This is a genomic window from Blautia sp. MSK20_18, assembly GCF_020553125.1.
In the GTDB taxonomy this organism is placed as follows: domain Bacteria; phylum Bacillota; class Clostridia; order Lachnospirales; family Lachnospiraceae; genus Blautia_A; species Blautia_A fusiformis.
On record NZ_JAJCGR010000014.1, the window covers coordinates 1 to 23,052 of the forward strand.

The 23,052-nt window shown below is 47.2% G+C and carries 20 protein-coding genes and 1 riboswitch; all 20 genes read right to left on the minus strand.

What is annotated here, in order from left to right:
* Window positions 1-117: 117 nt before the first annotated feature.
* The 20 genes from LI091_RS09390 to LI091_RS09485 all read right to left on the minus strand — a co-directional run bounded on the left by LI091_RS09390 (window position 118) and on the right by LI091_RS09485 (window position 22,969).
* Window positions 118-1,851 carry a DUF1002 domain-containing protein gene (locus LI091_RS09390; RefSeq protein WP_265191097.1) on the minus strand — a complete coding sequence of 578 codons (1,734 nt, stop codon included), beginning with the start codon at window positions 1,849-1,851 and terminating at the stop codon, window positions 118-120.
* Window positions 1,852-2,096: 245 nt separating this feature from the next.
* Window positions 2,097-3,200, minus strand: coding sequence for an ABC transporter ATP-binding protein (locus LI091_RS09395; protein ID WP_059086806.1), 1,104 nt, complete (start codon window positions 3,198-3,200; stop codon window positions 2,097-2,099).
* Between the two features lie 3 nt (window positions 3,201-3,203).
* Window positions 3,204-4,223, minus strand: a complete 1,020-nt coding sequence (locus tag LI091_RS09400; RefSeq protein WP_044961544.1) for a FecCD family ABC transporter permease — start codon at window positions 4,221-4,223, stop codon at window positions 3,204-3,206.
* Window positions 4,224-4,320: 97 nt separating this feature from the next.
* Window positions 4,321-5,466, minus strand: a complete 1,146-nt coding sequence (locus LI091_RS09405; RefSeq protein ID WP_114002183.1) for an ABC transporter substrate-binding protein — start codon at window positions 5,464-5,466, stop codon at window positions 4,321-4,323.
* Entirely contained in the window at window positions 5,463-6,362 is a 900-nt protein-coding gene (locus tag LI091_RS09410; protein WP_092070160.1) for a hypothetical protein, read from the minus strand. The genes LI091_RS09405 and LI091_RS09410 overlap by 4 nt, the downstream gene beginning before the upstream one ends.
* Window positions 6,363-6,483: 121 nt before the next feature.
* Window positions 6,484-7,776: a sirohydrochlorin cobaltochelatase gene (locus LI091_RS09415; RefSeq protein WP_015525974.1), complete on the minus strand. Its 1,293-nt coding sequence runs from the start codon at window positions 7,774-7,776 to the stop codon at window positions 6,484-6,486.
* Window positions 7,777-7,938: 162 nt separating this feature from the next.
* Window positions 7,939-8,113: riboswitch (cobalamin riboswitch) on the minus strand.
* Window positions 8,114-8,432: 319 nt separating this feature from the next.
* Window positions 8,433-9,812: an NAD(P)/FAD-dependent oxidoreductase gene (locus tag LI091_RS09420; protein WP_015525975.1), complete on the minus strand. Its 1,380-nt coding sequence runs from the start codon at window positions 9,810-9,812 to the stop codon at window positions 8,433-8,435.
* Between the two features lie 89 nt (window positions 9,813-9,901).
* The gene (locus tag LI091_RS09425; protein ID WP_265191099.1) at window positions 9,902-12,181 is read right to left on the minus strand and encodes a DNA internalization-related competence protein ComEC/Rec2; all 2,280 of its coding nucleotides are present in this window, start codon (window positions 12,179-12,181) and stop codon (window positions 9,902-9,904) included.
* A gap of 44 nt (window positions 12,182-12,225) precedes the next feature.
* Window positions 12,226-13,173 carry a GerMN domain-containing protein gene (locus LI091_RS09430; protein WP_021651566.1) on the minus strand — a complete coding sequence of 316 codons (948 nt, stop codon included), beginning with the start codon at window positions 13,171-13,173 and terminating at the stop codon, window positions 12,226-12,228.
* Window positions 13,174-13,183: 10 nt separating this feature from the next.
* Window positions 13,184-14,614 carry a sensor histidine kinase gene (locus tag LI091_RS09435; RefSeq protein ID WP_022426407.1) on the minus strand — a complete coding sequence of 477 codons (1,431 nt, stop codon included), beginning with the start codon at window positions 14,612-14,614 and terminating at the stop codon, window positions 13,184-13,186.
* Window positions 14,615-14,617: 3 nt separating this feature from the next.
* On the minus strand, window positions 14,618-15,307 hold the full coding sequence (locus LI091_RS09440) for a response regulator transcription factor (protein ID WP_015525979.1): 690 nt from the start codon (window positions 15,305-15,307) through the stop codon (window positions 14,618-14,620).
* Window positions 15,308-15,317: 10 nt separating this feature from the next.
* Window positions 15,318-16,145 (minus strand): ComEA family DNA-binding protein, encoded by an 828-nt coding sequence (locus LI091_RS09445; protein WP_265191101.1) that lies wholly within the window; start codon window positions 16,143-16,145, stop codon window positions 15,318-15,320.
* Window positions 16,146-16,255: 110 nt separating this feature from the next.
* A complete protein-coding gene (locus LI091_RS09450; protein ID WP_021651570.1) occupies window positions 16,256-16,687 on the minus strand; it encodes a DMT family transporter in 432 nt (143 codons plus the stop codon).
* A 180-nt stretch (window positions 16,688-16,867) separates the two neighbouring features.
* A complete protein-coding gene (locus LI091_RS09455; RefSeq protein WP_265191102.1) occupies window positions 16,868-18,184 on the minus strand; it encodes a nitrogenase component 1 in 1,317 nt (438 codons plus the stop codon).
* Window positions 18,181-19,524: a nitrogenase component 1 gene (locus LI091_RS09460; protein WP_265191103.1), complete on the minus strand. Its 1,344-nt coding sequence runs from the start codon at window positions 19,522-19,524 to the stop codon at window positions 18,181-18,183. The genes LI091_RS09455 and LI091_RS09460 overlap by 4 nt, the downstream gene beginning before the upstream one ends.
* A complete protein-coding gene (locus LI091_RS09465) occupies window positions 19,518-20,285 on the minus strand; it encodes a nitrogenase iron protein NifH (RefSeq protein WP_059086799.1) in 768 nt (255 codons plus the stop codon). The genes LI091_RS09460 and LI091_RS09465 overlap by 7 nt, the downstream gene beginning before the upstream one ends.
* Window positions 20,282-20,551 carry a TM1266 family iron-only hydrogenase system putative regulator gene (locus LI091_RS09470; protein WP_021651574.1) on the minus strand — a complete coding sequence of 90 codons (270 nt, stop codon included), beginning with the start codon at window positions 20,549-20,551 and terminating at the stop codon, window positions 20,282-20,284. The genes LI091_RS09465 and LI091_RS09470 overlap by 4 nt, the downstream gene beginning before the upstream one ends.
* A 27-nt stretch (window positions 20,552-20,578) precedes the next feature.
* Window positions 20,579-21,586 carry a hydrogenase expression/formation protein HypE gene (gene hypE / locus LI091_RS09475; RefSeq protein WP_265191104.1) on the minus strand — a complete coding sequence of 336 codons (1,008 nt, stop codon included), beginning with the start codon at window positions 21,584-21,586 and terminating at the stop codon, window positions 20,579-20,581.
* A gap of 130 nt (window positions 21,587-21,716) precedes the next feature.
* Window positions 21,717-22,760, minus strand: a complete 1,044-nt coding sequence (gene hypD, locus LI091_RS09480; RefSeq protein WP_138277101.1) for a hydrogenase formation protein HypD — start codon at window positions 22,758-22,760, stop codon at window positions 21,717-21,719.
* Window positions 22,760-22,969 carry a HypC/HybG/HupF family hydrogenase formation chaperone gene (locus tag LI091_RS09485; protein WP_022426401.1) on the minus strand — a complete coding sequence of 70 codons (210 nt, stop codon included), beginning with the start codon at window positions 22,967-22,969 and terminating at the stop codon, window positions 22,760-22,762. The genes hypD and LI091_RS09485 overlap by 1 nt, the downstream gene beginning before the upstream one ends.
* Between the last annotated feature and the right edge of the window lie 83 nt (window positions 22,970-23,052).

Here is a 23,052-nt window from a genome sequence, read left to right on the forward strand (position 1 = left end):
GCGGATTCGGGACTTGCCCCCGTTAGAAACGTGCGCCGCCGGGCGCACACAAAAAATACCGCAGCAGAGGTTGTTTTCTCTGCTGCGGTATTTTTTATCTCTTTTTCTGTAAATCTTTTATTCTGCTGCGGATTCCTCAGAAGAGTCCGTGTTCTCGCCGTAAAGACCTGCCAGATATTTCATGGTTTCTTTATAAAGTGTCTGCTTATCTTCCTGGGGAACATCTGCAAGAATAGCTGCTGTCACGTCTGTGGCCTCTGTGTCCTCCTGGGAACTGTCAATACTGAACAGCTTCTTCAGCTTCTGATCCATCATATTCAGCTCTGTACTCTGATATTTTTCTGTACCATCTGCCTCATAGGATTCTGTACCATCCTTCAGGATATCATAATAATCCTTCTCAACAGTTTCTGCCACACTCTTCGCTGTCTGCTCATCCAGTGTTACCGTTGCCACTGCCTCTGTATCCTCCGTTGCAGCGAGAAGGGAATCTGCATCTCCCTCATACTCGCCTTTTACAAAGAGGACAAATTTGTCATAATTGTTCTTTGCTTCTTCACTGAGCACAGAAGTATCGTTTTCTGCACTGTCTGCCTGGTCTGAGCCCTCTGTACTTTCTGAAGATTCTGTATCTTCTGTTGCCTCCGGGATTCCGGTCTCATCGGATGCAGCCTCATCAGAAGCGCTTTCATCTGTGCTGCTCTCGTCAGATGCACTATCCTCTGTGCTGTTCTCGTCAGAAGCACTTTCGTCTGTACTGCTCTCGTCGGATGCACTATCCTCTGTACTGCTCTCATCAGAGGTACTTTCGTCTGTGCTGCTTTCATCCGAGCTTTCCTCATTGCTATAGGTTCCGTCGTCGGTAGCATCCGGGATTCCGGTCTCATTGCTTGTATCCTGAGAATCTGCTCCTGTTTCTTCCTCAAGACCCGGATCCTCTGTGGAGCTCTGGATCACATCGTCACCAAGAATGCTGTCATTTACATTGTTGACGATATCATCAGAAGAATCTGCATCCACATCTACGGTTTCATCACTGCTCTCGCCATCCAGAGTATCATCAGAGGAAGAGGTCTGGCCTGTGGTATTGGCATCTACCTGCTCCAGTGTTTCCTTCACATCATCATAATTGTAATCCTGCTGTGATATCTGCTTCAGAAGAGACACGATCCTGTCAATATCGTCCTGGCTTACGGAAATATTGTTCTGCTCAGCCACATTGATTACAATATTCTGAATCTCATCTGCATTCTGTACTCCGTTCTGGATCACATCCATCTTGGACTGGTTTACAACTGTTGTCGCCTCATTTTTACCAACCTTATCTGCAAGCTCACCGGTGGTTACGATCTCCTGGTTGGCAAGCTTCGTCTTGGTCTCATCCAGTTTCTCTCCACTGGCCTTCTCATATGCCATCTGGATGCCGGTAAGTGCGCCTGTTCCGGATACTTCCATCGGGCAGGCAGCAACTACTTCACAGTTCTTCACACCGGATGTGGAAAGTGTCGTTGCGATCATATTACCTGTCACCCAATTCAGATTTGCTGTGCGGACCTTGATCCCGCCGGACTGTGTAGGCTTCACATAGGCACAGCTCAAAGTTCTGGAACCGATCTGGGACTGTGGTGCGATATTATCCAGGTGTTTATGCTCATCCTCATTTGTAATGGTCATCACCTGCACCTGATCGGAACTTACATTAAAATATTTCATCATTGTCTGCTTCTGAGCATCCGTAAGATCTGCTCCAAGTGTTACTACCTTCGATGCATCTGCAAATACGGGATTTACACTTCCTGCCACAAGGCATGCACTGCAGAGCAGAGCTGCGATCATGTTTCTTTTTTTCATTGATCTTCCCTCCATATATTTTTTCGGATCGATTGTATCTGCTTAACTTTTGCGGTGTAAAGCGGACATTCCTCTTCGTTACTTACATCTCCACGAATGCGAGCGCTTCACGATCTGTCGTTCTTGTCATATTATAACACAGCTGCTGAGATATTTGTAATTTATATTATATAAAAAACGCTGCCGGAAATTATATCACTCATTTCTGACAGCGTTTTATTGCTTTTCTTATTTTCCCAAAGAACTTATCTGATCTGGTTTAATTTTCCGGTTTCTTTTGCTTTTTTCAACAATTCCCGGTTTTTTTCATTCATGATACCAAAATCCTTCAGCGGACAGTACACTTTTTCACATTTTCCCATGAACTCCAGTGCTTCTTCAAAGGCAGACTCCGAAATGCATTCAAAAGGCTTCTCCGTGATCACTTTTGCAGCCAGTTCTTTTGCCACCTGATAATCTGCATCATTGGTATGGAGAACTCCGGTCACAAAAGGAATCCCCTGTCGCTGCAGCTTCCGATATACCGGAATCCCACTTCCATTTCCTCCGATCACAAACACCTCCGGTTTTCCGGCCGGAGGTTCCATTTCCACGCAGCCGAATTCTGCATTATAGCTTCCACGGGTGATGCCATAAAGCTTCCGAATATAATCGGAAGTAAAGATTTCCTCCGGTGCACCATATTTCTCAATGTGATCTCCATGAACACAGATCACCTGGTCAGAAATCTTCTGGGCAAGATCCAGCTCATGAAGGGACATGATCACCGTCATCTGTTTTTCCAATACCATCTTCTTCAAAATGGCAAGAAGCTCCAGCTTATGCCGGATATCCAGGAAGGAGGTCGGTTCATCCAGGATAATGATCTCCGGTTCCTGGCAGATGGCGCGTGCCAGAAGGATACGCTGTCTCTGTCCGTCACTGATAGCTGTAAAATCCCGGTCCTTCAGATCCCAGGCGTGAACCATCTCCATGGCACTTTTAACTTTTTCCTTGTCCTCTGCGGAAAGGATCCCGAGAGTTCCGGTATAGGGATATCGTCCGGTGGATACCACATCCTCACAGGTCATAAGCTCCGGTCGCATGCGCTCGGTAAGTACTACAGCCAGTTTTTTTGACACTTCCCTGTTGGTCATCCGGCTCATCTGTTCCTGTTCCAGATATACCGTTCCGCTGATCAGGGAAAGCTGTCTTGTGATACTCTTCAAAATAGTAGATTTTCCGGCACCGTTGGGACCGATCAGTGTCAGGATCTCTCCTTTATTCAGCTGAATATTGATCTCTTTGATCAGCGGTTTTCCATCATAGCCTACGGTCAGCTGATCTGTATAAAAAAAATATGATTTCATCGTTTATATCCTCTGCTGTCTGCGAATCATGATATAGATAACTACCGGTGCTCCGAAAACTGCTGTCACAGAACTGATGCTCAGCTCCGTCGGTGCAAATACAGTTCTTGCGATCAGGTCACAGAACAGGCAGAACACTGCACCGCCCAGAAAACAGGCCGGGATCACAAGCAGGGGTTTTGCAGTCTTCAGGAGACTTTTTGCAATATGAGGCACAGCGATCCCCACGAAGGAGATCGGCCCTGCAAAAGCGGTCACACAGGCAGAAAGAATACTGGAAAGCAGGATCAGAAGTATCCGGAAAGCCTTGATATTAACTCCCATATTCTGCGCGTAAGTCTCCCCCAGCTGATAGGCGCTGATCGGTTTTGACATAAAAAATACGATCACCATGGTAAGAAGTACCACAGCAGCCATAGTCTGCACATTCCCCCAGGTCATACCGGAAAAGCTTCCCAGTGACCAGTTGTGAAGATTGACTATGTTGGAATCATCTGCAAAGGTCACCACAAAGTCTGTGATGGCCGAACAGATATAGCCGATCATAACACCACTGATGACCAGCATGGACATGTTGTGGACTTTTTTTGCCACAAGGAGCACAAAGCCCATGGAAATCATTGAGCCTGCAAAAGCAGCCAGGATCATGGCACCGGAACCGATGGACACCGATCTGCTTAAAAAAAAGATCATCAGAAGCGCCACGATCAGCTTGGCACCGGAAGAGATTCCCAGTACAAAGGGTCCCGCGATAGGATTGTTAAAAAAGGTCTGCAGCAAAAATCCGGAAACAGAAAGTGCTCCGCCAAGGATGATAACTGCCAGTATCCTGGGAAGACGGATCTCCCAGACGATATTATAAGAAGTTTCATCTCCCTGATGCCGGAATATGATATTCAGGATCTCCTTCACAGAGAGGTGGATACTTCCGGAATTTACATTCCATATAAATAAAAAGATTAAAAGTACCGCAAGGATCACAAAAGAGATCCCGTATCGGACTGCGCGTTTTCTGTCATTCATTTTTTCTGGTACACTCCTCTTCTGTTTTGTTATCCTGTCCTTTCGTTTCCTGCTCACAGGTGGAAACCGACAAAGGAGTTAAAGCGAACACTGGAATTTATTTCAGTTTATGCATATAGGTCAGCTCATCCAGAGAATCATCGTCTGTAGTCAGCATGGTGTGGATATCCTCGATCATGGTTCCAAGTCCGGTAGTTTCCTGGAAGAGATTTTTGCCTGTGCACCAGACATTTCCGTTCTTCACTGCCTTGAAATCTGCAAGAAGCTTACTTTTGGAAAGAAGCTCATCAATGGTCTTAAGTTCCCCGTCAATCGTACTGTTATAGATGATATAGTCTGCATCCTTCGCCTTGGCATAAAACTCTTCCATCTGCATATTCATGGTGGAAAGAGCATTGTCATTTACTCCCGTATCCTCCGGAACATAATTTCCTCCTGCGAGAGAGATCATTTCTGAAACATAGTCGCCGCTTTTTCTTATATTTACCGCACCTACGGAGTTGATATAAAAGAACGCCACGGTCTTATCTGTTTTATCTGCTGTGAGAACCTTATCCAGCTTGTCCGTCTGCTCTTTGAAAACCTTTTCTGCCACATCTTCTTTTCCCAGAAGAACTGCGTAAAGCTTCATCCATTCGGTCCTTCCAAGAGGGTGACTCTCATAGCTGGAACGCTCTACCATTACAGGAATCCCGAACTGCTCCAGTTTCTCCTGTACCTCCGGATTGTGATGGATCATGGTAGATTCAATGGCAAGGTCACAGCCCTCGTTCAGGATCAGCTCGTAATCCGGAGCACTGTACTTGCCGGCATAGATCATCTTTTTCTGTTCCATGGCGTCCTTTGCTTCCTGGATATACCATCCGTCTTCCTTGGTTCCGGAAAGCTTGATGCTGTCAATCCCGTCGATAGCGCGGAAAAGATCCATGGCCGAGGTTGCTACCAGATAGATATTGTTTATGGGCTGCTGCAGAACCGCAATGTCAGGATCCAGCCCCTCCGGTGCTTTCTTGCCTTCGGGAACTACAAGAAACTGTCCTTCCTGATCAATGGTGAGCAGCGCATAGCCATCGTTGTAGTAATCCACATTAAATTCCTTTGCGTAGGAAAGATCCATACTGTGGTCAAAGGTAAGGCCTGGAATATCCGCAGGCTTATGTTCTGTCTCTGCTGCCTGCACTGCAAAAGCACACCCCAGGATCAGGGTCAGCGTCAGAAATATGTATGAAATTATTTTTTTCATTTTTCTTCCTTTTTCATGCTCGAAGAATCAAAATTCAGGGTATACTCAATCTCGTGAGGAGTACTCATGGCTACAGTATCTGCAGTCACTTCCATTTCTGCGTCAAAGACTGTGACCGGGATCTCAAATGTGGAGTTTCCGTCTTTGTTCACCGGCTCATATTTTTCGCCGTCCACGATCATGTAATCATAATTCGGACTGCTCCAGATAATGGTTGCCGTAGCTTCTTTGTCCTTGATCTCTACTTTAGCTGGAGATTCTACAGATGCTCTTCCTGTTCCGCCTGTAAGGGTTACATCCGTCTCATAGGTTCCGTCCTCCAGCTTCAGCTCTTCCGGTTTTTTCCCTTCGGATTTTTTGTCGTCAGAGGTTTTTACAGGATTCTTTACGCTGACTTTATGGTCGTACCATTTGCCTTTTTCTCCCAGGATCGCCACGTTAAATTCCTCACCAATGGCCGGTACCGGGATATCAAATCCGTAAACCTCCTCTGTATAACCATCGCTGTACTTCACTGTATCTGTGGTCGGCTCAATGATCTCTGCTCCGTCCTTCTGGGCATCCTCGGCAGTTCCCGCAAACAGGTTAACGATCTTCTTGGAAACCAGACTTACGTGGATGGTCATTTTACCATCTTTGACCGTGAGCTCTCCTTTTTTGTCATTGGCCTCATTTACATGAAACATGCTGCTGTCTGTACCAAACTCTGCTGTATAAACGCCATCTTCCAGGGTATCTGCTTTGGCTGCATCTGTATCCTTTTCTTCGGAAGCTTCTGCTTCCTCACCGGACTCTGTTTTTGTTTCATCTGTTTTTGCCATCGCAGGCACAGAGCCCAGCACCAGGACTGATGCACTTGCCATTGCAAGAATTAAGTTTACATAGCGTTTTTTCATGATAATCTTCTCCCTTCCATAGATACAGCAATCTGCCCGGAAAACAGTCTTCCTGATCTTTCCGGGCAGTTACATTGATTTCTTATAGGTATCTGAACTCACTCAGATATTTTTATATTTATTATTCTGCGGACTCCTCAGCAGAATCAGCCTCTGTATCTGCTGCTGCATCAGAATCTGCGGACTCCTCAGTGCTTCCCAGAGAATCGATGGCTGCCTTTGTATGCTCTACATAAAGCTTCTCAACTGCTTCGATTCTTCCAAGACCCTCGATCTGGCAGTCAACCTTATCGAAGTTTCCGGATGCTACAAACTGGCTCTTCCAGGAATCCTCCTCATCACCGGCCATATCGTTATTTGCATGGTCTCCGGCAACAACCATCAGCGGACGAAGAACAACGTTCTTGTATCCTGCTTCTTTTACCTTCTCGATAACCTTGTCGCAGGCTGTATCTTCCGGCTTACCCTCTACAGTACCGATGAATGCGTTCTTCAATCCAAGGTTTTCCATCTGTGTCTGCATCTGATCGTATGTAACGTTAGCTGTATGAGATGTTCCATGTCCCATGAATACGAATGCTGTGCCAGCCTCAGCTGCTGCATCCATGCTGTCAAATCCGGCCTCTTTGCAAGCCGTATCTGTGATTGCCTGAGCAACGGCTTTCTTGTCATCATTGATCACAGTTGCATCGTCTCCAACCTCACCGAGCATTGGCTCTGCGATAGCTACAGACTCGAATTTATCTTTATAGCCATTGATCGCTTCTGTCATCTCATCGTACTCAGCACCATGCATCAGATGGGTAGGCTGTACAACCAGATTCTTAACACCATTCTCTACTGCACGGTCAAGAGCCTGCTGCATGTTATCGATCACTTCATCATCTCTTGCCTCTACATGGTTGATGATGATCTGTGCTGTAAATGCTCTTCTTACAGACCAGTCCGGATAAGCTTCTGCAAGAGCATCCTCGATTCCCTTGACATCCTCTGCACGGCTGTCATTGAAGGAAGTACCAAAGCTTACAACAAGAAGTTCATTCTCACCGATCTCATCCTGGTTACGCGGATCGTCCTTGGAAGCATCTCCTGTGTCACGTCCGAAATAATCCGGATCTGCATTCTCACCCTCTACCAGTTCTTTCTGAGCATCTGTCAGAGCATCCCATGCTTCTTTGGCTGCCTTGCAGTCCTCATCTGTTGTGTCGTTTCTTTCCTGTACATAGATCTTGTCGATCAGAGCTGCTACATTATCTGCTGCTTCCTGATCTGCATCAGAAGCCTCTGTGGTATCAGCTGCCTCAGCGTTCTCTTCTGTAGCAGAATCCTCTGCTGCCATTGCTGTTGTAGCCGCACCCATAGAGCATGTCATGGAAACTGCGAGCATCAGAGCTAACATTGTTTTTCTTTTCATTTCTCATTGTCCTCTTTTCATGTATTTCCAGAATACTGATATGTACAAAAAAGCAGCAGCTCTCTGCGGCCGCCTGCTCACACATGATTCTCTGCGCAATACAAATACATAAAAAGAAGTTCTGTATTGTTATGGAGAATACCGATTCGTAAACCGCGAATCCCTGAATCTCACAATAAGGCAGTTCTCCTGACTTGGTTCCACGCTGCTTTCCCTTCCCGGTCTCCCAGTGGTTATAAAAGCAGCTCCCCTTTCACAGTGACGGTATCGTTCCGGATTCTCACCGGATTCTCTTTTGCACATCCGATTGGATGCAACCTTATCATTATAACATTTGCACATATTTTCTTTTACCTGGTTATCTAACTTTTACCACAAACTCATAAATTTGTCAAGATTGATGTCAGACGATTCACGGTTTTCTGTGATCTTCGCTCACAAAAAACACCTCGCGAAATATTACCAGTGAACAGTAACCGGTTTTCTCCCTGTATCTGTCAGTTATTATCAGAATACTTTCTCCAATATTCATGCATATCCTGCATAAAAAACAGCCCCTTTCTGTCATCACCCTGATATCAGAAAAGGACTGTCTTACATCAGATATTCGCAATCCGCTTTGCTACTTGCTCATAACAGATAAACTGCTTTGCAGTTTATCTGTTAAAATACTCCTGCTCCAGGTATCTGGCTACGTAGACTCCGCTGGCAGATGCATGGGACAGAGAATGGGTCACGCCGCTACAGTCTCCGATAACAAAGAGACCCTTGTGGCAGGTTTCCAGATTTTCGTCGATCTCGACCTCCATGTTGTAGAATTTAACCTCAACGCCATAAAGCAAAGTATCATCATCTGCGGTTCCCGGTGCGATCTTGTCCAGGGCATAGATCATCTCGATGATGCCATCCAGGATACGTTTCGGCATAACAAGGCTTAAATCTCCCGGTGTCGCAGAAAGTGTAGGTGTTACGAAACTTTCCTCAATACGGGCTTTTGTGCTTCGTCTTCCGCGGATCAGATCTCCAAACCGCTGTACCATAACACCACCGCCAAGCATATTGGAAAGTCTTGCAATGCTCTCACCGTATCCGTTGCTGTCATGGAACGGCTCTGAGAAATGCTTGGATACCAGAAGGGCAAAGTTTGTATTGTTGGTATGCTTTGCCGGATCTTCGTAGCTGTGACCGTTTACTGTGATGATACCGTTGGTATTTTCATTCACGACAACACCTCGCGGGTTCATGCAGAAGGTACGGACCATATCCTCAAACTTCTCAGTTCTGTAAACGATCTTGCTCTCATAAAGCTCATCTGTCAGACGGCTGAAAACCTCTGCCGGAAGCTCCACACGGACTCCGATGTCCACACGGTTGGAAAGAGTCGGGATCTTAAGCTCTGTACATACCGTCTCCATCCATTTACTTCCGCTTCGTCCTGCGGAGATGATACAGTAAGTTCCCTCGTAACGCTCATCTCCTACAAAAACTGCATAACCGTCTTCAGTTTTTTCTACTTTGTCAACAGATGCGTCAAAATAGAAGTCCACATGGTCTTTCATTTTTTCATAGAGGTTCTGAAGCACCACATAGTTGATATCTGTTCCCAGATGACGGACTGATGCATCCAAAAGATGCAGGCCGTTCTGAAGGCAGAGCTTACGGATCTCGCTGTTTGTGGTAGAATAAAGTTTGGTTCCCTCACCGCCATGCATCAGGTTCAGTTTATCTACATATTCCATCAGCTCTGTGGCTGTATCCTTGCCGATATGCTGGTACAGAGTTCCGCCAAACTGATTGGTGATATTATATTTTCCATCAGAGAAAGCGCCTGCACCGCCAAAGCCCTTCATGATCGCACAGGTTTTGCAGTGGATACAGGATTTTACTTTCTTTCCGTCGATGGGACATTTTCTTTTTTCCAGAGGATGACCGGCTTCAAAAACCGCGATCTTTTTCTCCGGATCATTATTCATCAGTTCATAGGCCGCAAAGATTCCACCGGGACCTGCTCCTACGATCAGTACATCATATTTCATAAATAAAAACTCCTTATCTTGTATTGCACATTTTCAGTATTTTGTTTTTGCACAAACCCTGTCTATTTTACAACAAACGTGTTCAAAAGTCACCGTTTTTTTCGGAACCTTCCGATCTTAAGCTTTTTTCCATCTGTTTCCACGGTAATAGCACCGTTTTTCATGGTGTATTCCACCTGACTTCCGGCCGCTTTAAGCCGCTCTACGGTTTCCGGTGACGGATGTCCGTAGGTGTTAGTGAGCGAACAGGAAATGATCGCCACTTCCGGCTTTATTTTCTCAAGAAATGCTTCTGTGGTAGAATAACGGGAACCGTGATGTCCCACCTTCAGACAGTCAACATCCTCAAGCCCCCCGGCTGCCAGAAGCTTTTTCTCCGTATCTGCACCGATATCTCCGGTAAAAAGCATCTGAAAATCTCCAAAAGACAACTCCATCACCATAGCTTCCTCATTCACATCTTTTCCTGTGGCATTTTTCTCCGGCCACAGAACAGAAAAAGATACTTTTCCGCAAGGCAGCTCATCCCCTTTTCCTGCTGTCATGACCTTAACTCCGGCTGTTTTTGCTGCCTCTGCAAGCTCCCTCCACGCATCTGGTCTTTCCGCCCAGGCAGGCAGTATCAGATATCCGGCCCGGATGGTTGTAAGACCTTTTCCCATATATTCCAGAAGCTCCTTCACACCGTTGATGTGATCCTGATCTGTATGGGAAATAAAAATCCCATCCAGCCAGGAAATCCCCTGACTTTTCAATGCCGGCAAAAGGCAGTATCTTCCAAGCTCCGACTGGCTGCTGCTTCCTCCGTCGATCAGAAAATGGTGATCTTCCGGGGTCTCCACAAGGATACCGTCCCCCTGTCCTACATCCAGGCAGATCACCTTCAGACTTCCTGTTGGATGATATTCCAGTATCAGGATTCCGACTGCCAGAAAAATACCGGCTGTTATCCGGATAGCATATAGCTTCCAACAACCTGCTTCCGCCCGCTCCTCTGCTAGCTCCGTTTCCTCACAGACTGCTTTTTTCTTCCGGAGCTGTTCTTTTATATACTGTCCCATAAATAGAACTGTGATCAAAAAGCCATAATATACCAGGATCTGCCATATTTCCGGCTCCCCTCCGATCCAGGTACTCCATCCTGATCTTCCTGCCAGACTGCAGAGATATTCATAAAAAAGCAACAGTACCCTTGCCGGCAGGATTACCAGTTTTGCCGCAGGAATACTGAGAATTCCCAGCAGCAGCGCCGCCATTCCTCCAGTCAGCACTACCCCCACACTTGGAAGCACCAACAGATTCAGGATAAATCCGGCAATAGAGACTTCTCCGAAAAACTTCAGCATCACCGGCAGAGTCACAAGCTGAAGAGCTATAGGACTTACCAGTGCCTTTGTCCATTTTTTCTCCGCTCCTGCAAGAGCACAGATCTTTTCCGCAGCGAGCCCCATTCCCAGAACACAGCCAAAGGACAGAAGAAATCCACTGTCCAGGAGATAGGCCGGAGATTCCACAAGGATCATCATGGCAGTTACGGAAAGAGCACTCATCATATCATAGATCCGTCCGGTGATCCTGGCTCCCATGGCGATCAAAAACATAGTTACTGCACGCATGGTGGAAACACTCCCTCCGGTCATGATCCCATACTGCAGCATCACTCCCAGAGAAAAAATCCCGGCAGGCCAGATTCCCAGTCCCATCTTCTTTAGAAGGTTGTAAAGCCCCATTCCCAGAATACTGATATGAAGTCCGCTGATGGCAAGGATATGTATGATTCCGGCCAGCTGATATCGCATCTGTGTTTCCGGATCCAGTTCCTGTTTGTCTCCAAGCGTTATGGCACAAAAAACAGGCGCATCTTTTCCTGCAGTTTCCTTCAGGATCTGTCTGCAGCTTTCTTTTATCTCCAAAAGGAGCTGCCTGTAGCCGGAATACACTGCTGTTTTCTTTTGGAGCACAGCGTTCTTCATAAAATAATAAATATGACGACAGGCATAAAAGTGTTGGCTGTCAAAGCCCCCCGGATTCGCAGGACCTTCCACTCTTTTCAGCGTTCCCTTGACCAGGATCCGCATTCCCGGTTTCAGATCTTCTTCTTTTTTGAGAAATATTCTTACATTTTCAATTGGAAATTTTTTTGACTGATGGATAAGATATGTTTTTTTCAGATAAACAGACTGGGAAAATTCTGTGTTTTCATACTGTTCCACCTCCCCGCAGATCATGGAACCAGGGTGCGCTTCGATCTGCTCCTGCACATTTAACGGAAGGGGATTCCCCTTGATCAGAGGAATCCCCATAAGCTCCAGTACGCCAAGACTCAGCACCATAAGAAAACACAAAAGACACATCGGCCTTTTCGCCATAAATGTTCTCCCGTTTTCTGATATTTTGAAATGTTTTATTTTTTCTATTCTTTTTTAGCCTTTGTGTGTGCCAGCAAGCTGTCGTTCCATTCATAGAACTTATAAAGCTGCATATTCTGGCCAAAGGTCACTTCCTTGTTTCCTTCGATGGAAATCTCAACTTTGTCCACATCCGTTGCCGCGATCAGCGTATTTACCACCGAATACACGGCAATCTGTTCCGAAACATCCAGCGCATAATCCTGAAATACGGAATTATAATCCACATAGCAGATTCCGTTTGCTCTCGTCAGGGAAAGTACCTCTGAATTCTCCGGTATTGTAGGATAATGTCCTTTTTCCAGCGGACCTCTTGCAAGCTGCTCCAAAACCACCGTAGCCTTCGGAAGATTTCGTCTGTAGCGGACACTTCTCTGTTCCGCTACCAGTTTATCTCCGTTTTTATTTGTGAAATACAGAGTAAAGGTGTCATAGCTGTACACATCCCCATCGGACCCGGAAAACTCCACAAAGGTGTCGTTGTTCATGGCTCCCACTTCTTCACCCCTGGTATCTGTCAGCGGCTTTTTACCCACATAGATTTCCACAGAATCTACTCCTGGAACCTGTAAAAAGATCTTCACTATACCTGCCCGCACCAGAAGTTCCCTGGTACGTGACATTTTATCATAGGCCTCATTGAATTCTACGTTCAGGACTCCATCCTGTATGGAATAAGAAGAAATCTTTACCCCATCCGGAAAAAGTGAGATTCCGTCTTCCCGGGTCTCACGGTTATTCAGACTCTCGGAAAAATTGCGCAGCATCACTTCTGTTGTTTCCTTCTCCGGAGTATATTTTTCTTCTTTCAGTCTCGTTTCATCGCTGTTGATATAATAAAATCTATACTGTTGCTCTTCGTTTTTATTTCTTCCCGACAATCCTATGAAAGCAACCAGACCAAAAAGGATGCAGGCAGCGGCCACACAGATGATCAAAATCGTTTTTTTCATGCTGTACCTCCTAGGACGGGATATAGGACAGCGGGATCTTCACGGTAAATGTGGTTCCCTCGCCCTCTTTGCTGGATACCTTGATGATCCCATGATGCATGGCTATAGAACTTCTTGTAATAGCAAGTCCAAGACCGGTTCCGCCGATCTCTCTGGAATGGGATTTATCCACACGATAAAAACGCTCAAAGATCCGTTCAATGGAATCTTCCGGTATTCCCAGGCCGGAATCTGCAACTGTCACATAGAAATCCTTATGATCCGCATCCAGTGTTACGCGGACCCATCCCTCATCTACATTGTATTTGATACCATTTTCGACCAGGTTACTGATGGCAAGGGTAAATTTCACCTCATCCACATCTGCGGTTACCGGTCGGAACGAATCCAGGATCAGGTCAATCCTTCTCTGATCTGCAATAGGACGGAGACGCTTTAGAATATTCTCCAGCAGCTCATTGATATTCATATTACTGATATTCATATCTGCTGCTTTTTTGTCCATTTTTACCAGGGAGAGCAGATCGGTGATGATCTTGTTCTCTCTGTCAATCTCTTCTGTGATATCAGAAAGAAATTCCTGATACAGTTCCTCCGGAACCCCCTGCTGTCCTACCAGCGAATCCGCCAGAACCTTCATTGAAGTCATAGGTGTCTTCAACTCATGAGACACATTGGATACAAACTCCTGTCTGGATTCATCCAACGTCTTCATTCTAGAAAGCATCTTGTTAAATGCATCTGTGATCAAAGCTGTCTCTGTATAATCCGGTACCGAGATCTCCTCATTCTGATATCCGTCTGTAAGGTCCTCGATTGCTTTCGTTACCCTAGCAAATGGCTTCACCAGGATCGTGGAAAGAATATAACCCAGAAAAATGGCCAGCACTACAATGATACCGATGATCAGAATCCCTTTCTGCTCCAGTTCATGGATGGTTGCTGTCACCTCACTGGAAGATGCCATGATCATCATGGCACCCTGCACCTGTTTTACATCCGGACTTTTTACCGGAACTGCCAGGATCAGCTTCTGGCTGTCAGAATCATATTGGTAGGCATCTTCTCCTTTAAAACAGTTCAATACTTTCTGGGAAACCAGAGTCCTGCCCTCATCCACGCCATAGGTATCCTTGATGATCCTGAAATCCCTGTCTACAATGAGAATCCTGCCACCATAGCTGTTGGACAGTAATTCCAGCTTGCTGTTCACCGTCTGAGAGCTGGTGTCATTCAGATAATTCTCCTTGATCAGCAGGTCGCACATGATGTCACAGATGTTCTCCATGCTCTGCACACGGTTGGCAATGGCACGATCTTCATAGTTGGCAATGACCATTTCCGTTACGATGACACTCGGTACGATTCCCAGTATGATCAGGATGATCAGAATACGAAAGCGGAGACTTTTGAAAAATTTGCCGTTCTTTTTGAACTTCACAGGTTATGCCTGGAAATAGTAGCCCACACCCCATTTGGTGTGTACATATTTCGGCTCACTGGGATTGGCCTCGATCTTTTCTCTCAGGCGGCGGATATGTACATCTACGGTACGGACATCTCCCGGATATTCATAGCCCCATACGATATTCAGAAGATTTTCTCTGCTGTATACCTTGTTCGGATTGAATACCAGCAGTTCCAGCACATCAAATTCCTTGGCTGTGAGGTTGATCTCTTTTCCGGAGATAAATACGCGGCGTCCTTCGCAGTCCAGCTTCAGTTCTCCGACTTCCACAGTCTTGGCCTTCTCCTGCTTGTCCTGTTTGCTGCCTGCACGGCGGATGATCGCCTTGATGCGGGCTTTGACTTCCAGGATGTTGAAAGGCTTGGTGACATAATCATCAGCTCCGTATTCCAGACCCAGGATCTTATCCATATCTTCTCCTTTTGCTGTAAGCATGATGATCGGAACATTGGAAAATTCACGGATCTGCTGGCATACCTCAAGACCGTCCATTTTTGGAAGCATCAGGTCAAGAAGGATGATATCGTACTCTCCTGCTTTTGCTTTTTCCAGTGCTTCCTCTCCGTCATAGGCACAGTCCACTTCCATTCCGTCCTGCTCCAGACTGAAGCGAAGTCCCTTGACAATCAGTTTCTCATCATCTACTACCAATACTTTCCTGCTCATTTAGCGCTCCTTACTTTATTGCTATTTTATCCTTTATCTTCTCATAGGTTCCTTCTTTGATGCCTGGTACATTCATGATATCCTCTGCTGAAGTAAAGGGACCGTTCTCTTCCCTGTAAGCGATGATCGCCAGGGCCTTGGACTCCCCTACACCTGTGAGAGTAGTAAGCTGGGATACATCAGCGGTGTTCAGATCGATCTTCTGCTCTGTGGAAGATGCAGTCTCAGCTTCACCGGAATCCTCTCCGGCGGATTTCTGTCCGCTCGCCGTTTCGGTACTGTTTTCTGCTGTGACTTCCGATCCATCTTGGGTAGCTGCGATCCGCTGGCTGTCCACCTCCGCCTGGGTAGGCACATAAACCTGCTGTCCATCGGAAAGTCCCTTAGCACGGTTGAGATAGCTTGCCGCAGCTTCCGGAAGATATCCTCCGGCCTGCTCGATAGCCTGAAAAACACGGCTGCCATATGGAAGCTCATAGACTCCCGGGCTGGTCACTGCTCCACATATATCTACATAAATGGTCTGAGGGGTGTCTGAGATCTCCGGCAGCTGTTTTTCAACCTCCGAAACCGGTTCCTCCGCAGACTCATTCTGTTTCTTCTGTGATATATCTGCCGCAGCCCCTGCGGATGCCTTCCCGGATACTTCACTTTCCGTATCCTTCGGTTCTTCCTGCTCTGCATCCATTTCGGATGCTTCCGTACTTTCTTCCTGCACCAGTTCTTTCTCCAGAAATTCTGTTCCGTCATCCTTACAGCCTGTCAGCCCTGCCAGGATCTGTAACAAAAATATGGAAAAAACAAACCGAACACTTCTGATATGTGATCTTATTTTCATAGGTAGGCGGTTCACTCCTTTCCGCCGATGTGGCGGCAGGTGCCCCGTTACTCATGCAAAACCATACCTTATTTTAACGAAGTATTACAAATATTACAATACTTTTATTTCTATTTCCATTTGAAAATAACCACACCTGCAATACAGATCAGCATTCCCAACAGCTTTCTCCACTGAAAATCTGCTCTTTCCACACCGAAAATCCCCAACAATTCTATAAGATAAGCCACCGCAAGCTGAGAAATGACAATAAGCATAACCGCCCGCGCAGGCCCCAGACTTCCCATACTCCGGATCACTGTGATAGTGATAAATGCACCGATCACTCCTCCGAGTAAATTATATTTAGCCTCTACCTGCCACAGCATGCCGATACTTTCTCTGCCTGTAAAAAACCATGCTGCCACACAGACCAGAAATGCAGAAAACTGTACCCAGCCGGTTGAAACCCACAGACTGGTCTGTTTTGTTACATTTGTGTTAAATACCCCTTGAATACTCATCAGTGCACCTGAGATCAGTGCTGACAAAAATCCCCACATAAAAATCCCTCCATATATACTCCATTTCCGGTATTACTGCCGGAAAAAGGCGCTGCATATTTCTGCAACGCCTTTACGGTTTCTTATAATTTAGTTTATGTGATTTTCCTGCAATTATACACACTGCTGCCCTGTTTTCTCATCCGCATAATATTTATATACATGATCACGAAACGCTCTTTATTCCGGAAAATATTTTCTGAGATATATCCTTCCGGAAAACGCAATATGCGGCATCTCATAAAAAATGGCTGTTTTCGGACAGATCGGACGATAGAGTGGGTCTGCCACAATGATCCTGGCTGTTTTCAGCTTTTCTTCCATGGCTTCCTCGCCACAGATGGCTTCATCTCCCTTGCGCAAAAGTCCCTCTGTGATCTCCAGCGGACAGAGCAGCTGAACCTTTTTTCCGTATTTCTGCTCTATGACTGCTGCCAGGGAGCCCATGGTAACCGGTTCTCCGATGATGGTAATGTCCGGTACGGAAAAAAATACCTCATCTTTGTCGGGCATTTCCCTGCTTTCTCCTGAAGGGTCAGATACTGCTGACAGACTGTTCCTTCCCTGAAAATAGATTACCTGCTCCGGAGTTACTTTCCACAGTTCCTCCTGTTTCCCTAAGATCTGCCCTCCGCTTTCCTCTGCGGAGTCATCCTTTTTATTTACCCACTCTCCACAGGATCTATCCGCGATCCGCTCAAGTGCATCTGAAATCTGTCCCTCATAGCCTTCCACAGGAGTCCCCACGAGAAATGGCGTACCGAATTTTTCTTTCAGCACATTGGCCGCCGGGATCCCCACAGAGGATACCACAAGGTTTACCGCTGCTTCGCCGGCACGGGACAAAGCTTCCAGCGTATCCCCCATAGCCCAGGTGGAAAGTATCTCCCAGCCATAGTTTTTCAGACGTTTTTTCATGGCATCTACAACAGACTGCGGGCCAAGATCAAGGGGTGTTGCTCCAAGAAGATTTAATTTCCTGCTTCTCTTCTCTGTAGATTTTTCCGCAGATCCCGTCGGTACTTCTAAACACCTTCCTGTTTTCTCTGCTGCTCCTGTGAAATGTCCTGCGATTTCCGCCAGCGCCAGCCCTGCTCCGTATACATAGTCATGCATGCCGCTGGTCGGAACCGAAAATGCCGGGATTCCGGTTCTTGCTGTAAGTGCACGGGCCAGTCCCGGAAAATCCGTTCCATTCATAAAAGGGATCGGAGAGCTTGCAAGTGCAATAAATTTCGGTTTCAGCTCCTTTGCCGCCTCTTCGATATCTTGAAGAAATTTCTCATCATTTCCCATAATAGCATCGATATCCGTAAGACCTGAGATAAAGATCAGACTGTCCTGATCGTACCACCGGATCTCATCATGGGTATTATAGGTAGAATTACAGCCGGAGGGATCATGCATCACTGTCATTCCTCCAAGCTCATACAATGCGGAGCAGACGCCGGACACATCTGCCGTGTAGATCGGTATGATCCGATATGCCTGTCTCATATGCAGCTTTCGCACCCCCATCCCTTTCGAACGATCAGATCCTCCGGAGCTTTTTCCTCATTAAATGCCTCCAGCATCAGCTGTGCAGTACGTCTGATCCCGTCAAAGCCCCAGAGCCCGCCGCCCTGTACCATATTGACAAAATTCCGGCTTCCGGTAAACCAGGCTGCTTTTTGTCCGACGGCAAGGAGTTTTCCGGAATGCTGCCGTGGCCGCACTCTCATCTCCGGGCGAACAGTCGAAATCAGCCTGAGTTCCGGATAATTCTCCTTCAGCCAGAAAAATACTTCTTTTTCTTCCGGGCTGATACTGTCCAGAAAAACGGACTGTACCTGAAATCCATGGGTAAGGAGAAGCTTTGCAAGTCCCAGAGGTCTTGGATGAAAAAGATAATCCACAGCTACGGGAGTGTCACCGATGATCTGGTGTGCATGGAAAAGAGCTTCCTCGCATTTTCGGATCTCCGTTTCGATATCCAGGCCATTTTTACCGCCACTTTGCTGCTCCAGCAGCTCCAGCAAATACTTTTCCTGCGTCTCTATCTCCTCATAGTCAAAGCTTCCGGGCAGGTATAAAAACGGCCTTCCAAGTCTCTCCGCCTGCTGCTGTACTCCGAATTTTCCTGCCGGATAACAGTTAAGGATCAGGCTTCCCTCTCCCAGACTCTGATAATCCTCCCAGGTCTTACAGGCCGGTGCTTCCCGGAGACGGATTCCGTTCTTTTTCAGGATCCGGCAGATATCTGCACTCTCATCCAGCACAAAATCACTGCCCAGGACTGTGACACATTCCGGATCTGCTTTCCTCTCCGGTACTGCATCATACATGGCACGGCGCAGCTTCTGATCCGGAGTCGGACCTGTTTTCTGCATGACAGGATCCATAAAGCATCGCATAAAAAAGATCTCCGGAAATCTTTCTTCCAGTTCGCCGTAGATGCGGTCCAGATCACTTCCCAGAAAATGATGAAGACACACGGTAAAAAGCAATACTGCCTTTGGCTTCTCATCCAGCCGGTTCAGAATGTCCGTCACTCCTTCAATGGTCACATCCTCCAGATTTCCGCCCAGAAGATCCTTTTCCTCCACGATCACAAAGGAAAAACGGTCTGCCGCATTCATCTCTGCGGCAGTCAGCACAACGCCACGCATGCAGTTATCCGCACAGACGTAGATCTGCCTTGCTTCCGGAACCAGCATTCCCGTATGTACGATATTCCAGTTTCCATGGACTGGTGAATTAAATTCCAGCCCCGACTGAAAGGGAACCGGAAAAGAGGCTTCCTTTATAAATATTTCTGTTTTTCCCGAAAGCTCTCTGTTACCAACTCTTTTTAACATGAGCCTTCCTCCCTGCATGCACTCAGGATCTGCTCGGCCAGTGTCCGGTACTCCTCTGCCATCTCACAATCCGGATAAGCTTCCAGAAGAGTTTTTCCTCGATTCTCTGCTTCCAGGACCAGTTCACTTCTGGAAAGCGTTCCCACTACCCGCGTATGAAAATCCTCTGCCAGCTCCCGGACTTTTTCTTCCTCTCCCGGCACGTTCCGCCGGTTCAGGATCACGCCGCCAAGAGATGCATATCCTCTGTTTCTGAAATTATCCACTGCCATGGCAATATTTGCCCCTGCATGGATGGCCATGTTTTCTCCGGAAGTGATGATAAATACCTTATCTGCATACCCCTTTCGCATGGGCATGGAAAATCCACCGCAGACAACATCTCCCAGTACGTCATAAAAAACAATGTCCGGTTTATAGGTCTCATAGGCTCCATTTTCCTTAAGCTTCTCAAGAGCAGTAATGATACCTCTTCCCGCACATCCAAGCCCCGGTGCAGGACCGCCGGCTTCCACACAGACTACACCCCCATATCCGATCTGCACCATATCTGTAAGCTTCAGCTCCTGGCGTTTTTCGTTATACAGTTCCAGCACTGTGGGAACCTTTTTTCCATGCCTGAGAAGGATCGTGGAATCTGCCTTGGGATCACAGCCGATCTGCATCACCTTCATTCCTTTTTCCGCAAGGGCTACTGCCACATTGGAAACCGTAGTAGATTTTCCGATGCCGCCCTTTCCGTATACCGCAACTTTTATCATTTTCTGTCCTCCGCTTTTGTGATCACATTGGAATATGCCGTTTTGGCGGAAACTCCACTGAGGTGGCCGATCTTTCCGGATAAGGAGCTGATCACATCCTGTGGTGCGTCAATGGCAATACTGATGATATTGATGCCTTTTTCCCGGTAAGGGATCCCCATTCTCCCGATAATATATTTTCCCGCTTCATGAAGAAAACGGTTGATATCATCGATCACGTCATTGTTTTCCACAATGATCGAGATCAATGCCACTCTTGTCTCCATAAGATCTGACTCTCCTTTCCGATATTATCAGCAGATCCTCGGCAGAAGCTCTCCTCCCGGCTGCGGAAGAAGTGCCTGCGTTCCGATCTCCGTAGTCATGACAACCTTTCCCGGCTGGTCTTCCGTAACTTCACCGATAATGGCTGCGTCCCTGGAATAAGGACATTTACGCAGTGCTTCCACGATCCTTCCTGCCTCTTCCTTTGGTGCCATGATCACCATTCGTCCCTCACATGCCAGATAAAGCGACTCCAGGCCAAGCATGCCGCAGACACCCTTTACCTCCGGAGCTACCGGAACAGCTGCTGCATCCAGGCGGATCCCTACGTTACTCTGTCCTGCGATCTCGTAAAGAACCGTTCCGACACCACCTCTTGTGGCATCACGGATCACATGAATGTTATGGGTAGCATCCAGCACCTCTTTTACAGCTCCCCACAGCGGTGCGCAATCACTTGTCACATCTGCGTCAATGCCGAAATCCTCTCTTGCCAGAAGAATGGTGCATCCATGTCTTCCCACATCACCGGTTACAATAATGGCATCTCCCGGTTTTGCCAGCTCACCGCCTACCTGAACGCCCTCCTGGATCTCACCCATTCCGGTTGTTGTGATAAAAACACCGTCAACCTGACCTTTTCCTGCCACCTTAGTATCTCCGGAAACAATACGCACTCCGGCTTCTTTTGCTGTTTTTTCCATGGCTGCGGCGATCTCCTCCAGCTTCTCCATTGGAAAACCCTCCTCAATGACAAAAGCGCAGGTAAGATACATCGGTTTTGCTCCCATACAGGCAAGGTCATTAACGGTTCCGCAGATGGAAAGCTTGCCGATATTTCCCCCCGGAAAAAATGCCGGAGAAACAATAAATCCATCGGTGGATACTGCCATTTTTCCTGCAGGCGGAACCAGCACGGCCGCATCATCGGCTGTGAGATCCGGGTTTGCAAAATGCGCTTTGAATACTTCATCGATCAGTTCTGAGGTCTGACGGCCTCCGGCACCGTGTGCCATGGTCACTGTTTTATTTTCCATAATATTATCTTCTTTCTATGCTGGGTCAAAGGAATTTCATATCGGTTTCATCCTGTCAGATCTTCCGGATACGATCCTTCGTTTGTACTATATGTAATGTATCATATTTTGCAGTCCATTAAAGCGGACATCAGTTTCCGTACATAAAATATGCGGAACATGCTCCTTCATTGGATACCATACAGGCACCTACCGGATGCTGCGGGGTACAGACCTTTCCGAATACCTTACAATCTGATGGCCTGCATTTTCCCTGAAGCACATCCCCACAGCGACAGGCCGGATTTGGCCTGCCCTGGATCGGCGGCACTGCATATTTTTTTCTGGCATCAAAGGCTTCCCACTCCTTCCGGAGCACCAGCCCGGACCCCGGGATCACACCCAGACCGCGCCATTCAGAATCGCAGGGCTCCATCAGTTCATCGATCAGCTTCTGTGCCTCCGGGCTTCCCTCACTTTTTACCACACGGGGATAGCAGTTCACAAAGAACGGTTTTCCTTCCTGAAAACGTACCAGTGCAACAGCCAGTGCCGTAAGCAGCTCCTTCGCTGTAAAGCCTGCCACCACACCACTGATACCTTCCTCTGCCAGCTGCTCACAGAGCGCAGTTCCTGTGATCGCATTGACATGTCCCGGATAAAGGAACACATCCGCACTGCCCTTTAATGCCTGATAAGCCTGGGGCATGGTCTTGTTTGCCACAAGGAGCGAATAATTGGAAAGTCCGTCCTCTCCGGCCTTTTTCACGGAAAGACAGCCGGCAGGCGTGGTGGTCTCAAAGCCAACGGAAAGAAATACCACCTGCTCTTTTGGATGCTCTTTCGCATATTTTTCTGCATCTGCCGGTGAATAGACGATCCGTATCCTGGCTCCTTCTGCCCTGGCATCTGCAAGGCTTTTCTTTGTTCCCGGTACGCGGACAAGATCACCGAATGTGCAGATCGTCACCTGTTTTTCCAGAGCAAGATAAACGGCCTCGTCAATAAACCCTACCGGTGTTACACAGACCGGACATCCCGGTCCTGAGATCAGCTCCACCTGCGGCGGCAGAAGCTTGCGGATCCCCAGACGGAAGATCTCGTGGGTATGTGTTCCGCAGACCTCCATGATCCGCACCGGCGGCCCCTGATATCCTTCTATGATTTCTCTTGCTGTTTTTTTCCTCTCTTCCATCACAGCAGTTCCTCCATCAGCTGGTCTGTCTCTTCCTCGTCATCATCGGTGATCTTTGCAATGGCAACACCTGCATGCACCATCACATAATCCCCCGGCTCCAGGTCTCCCAGGAGCTGGGCAGAAACCTCTCTCTTTGCGCCGCCTGCATCCACCACTGCTGTTCCGTCACTGATCTTTACTACTTTTGCTGATAATCCTACACACATATCTGTGCCTCCCATCCTGCATTTCTGCTGTATGCTCCATGCATTATCATAAAACATTTTTGATCCGTATCTGCATGATCTCA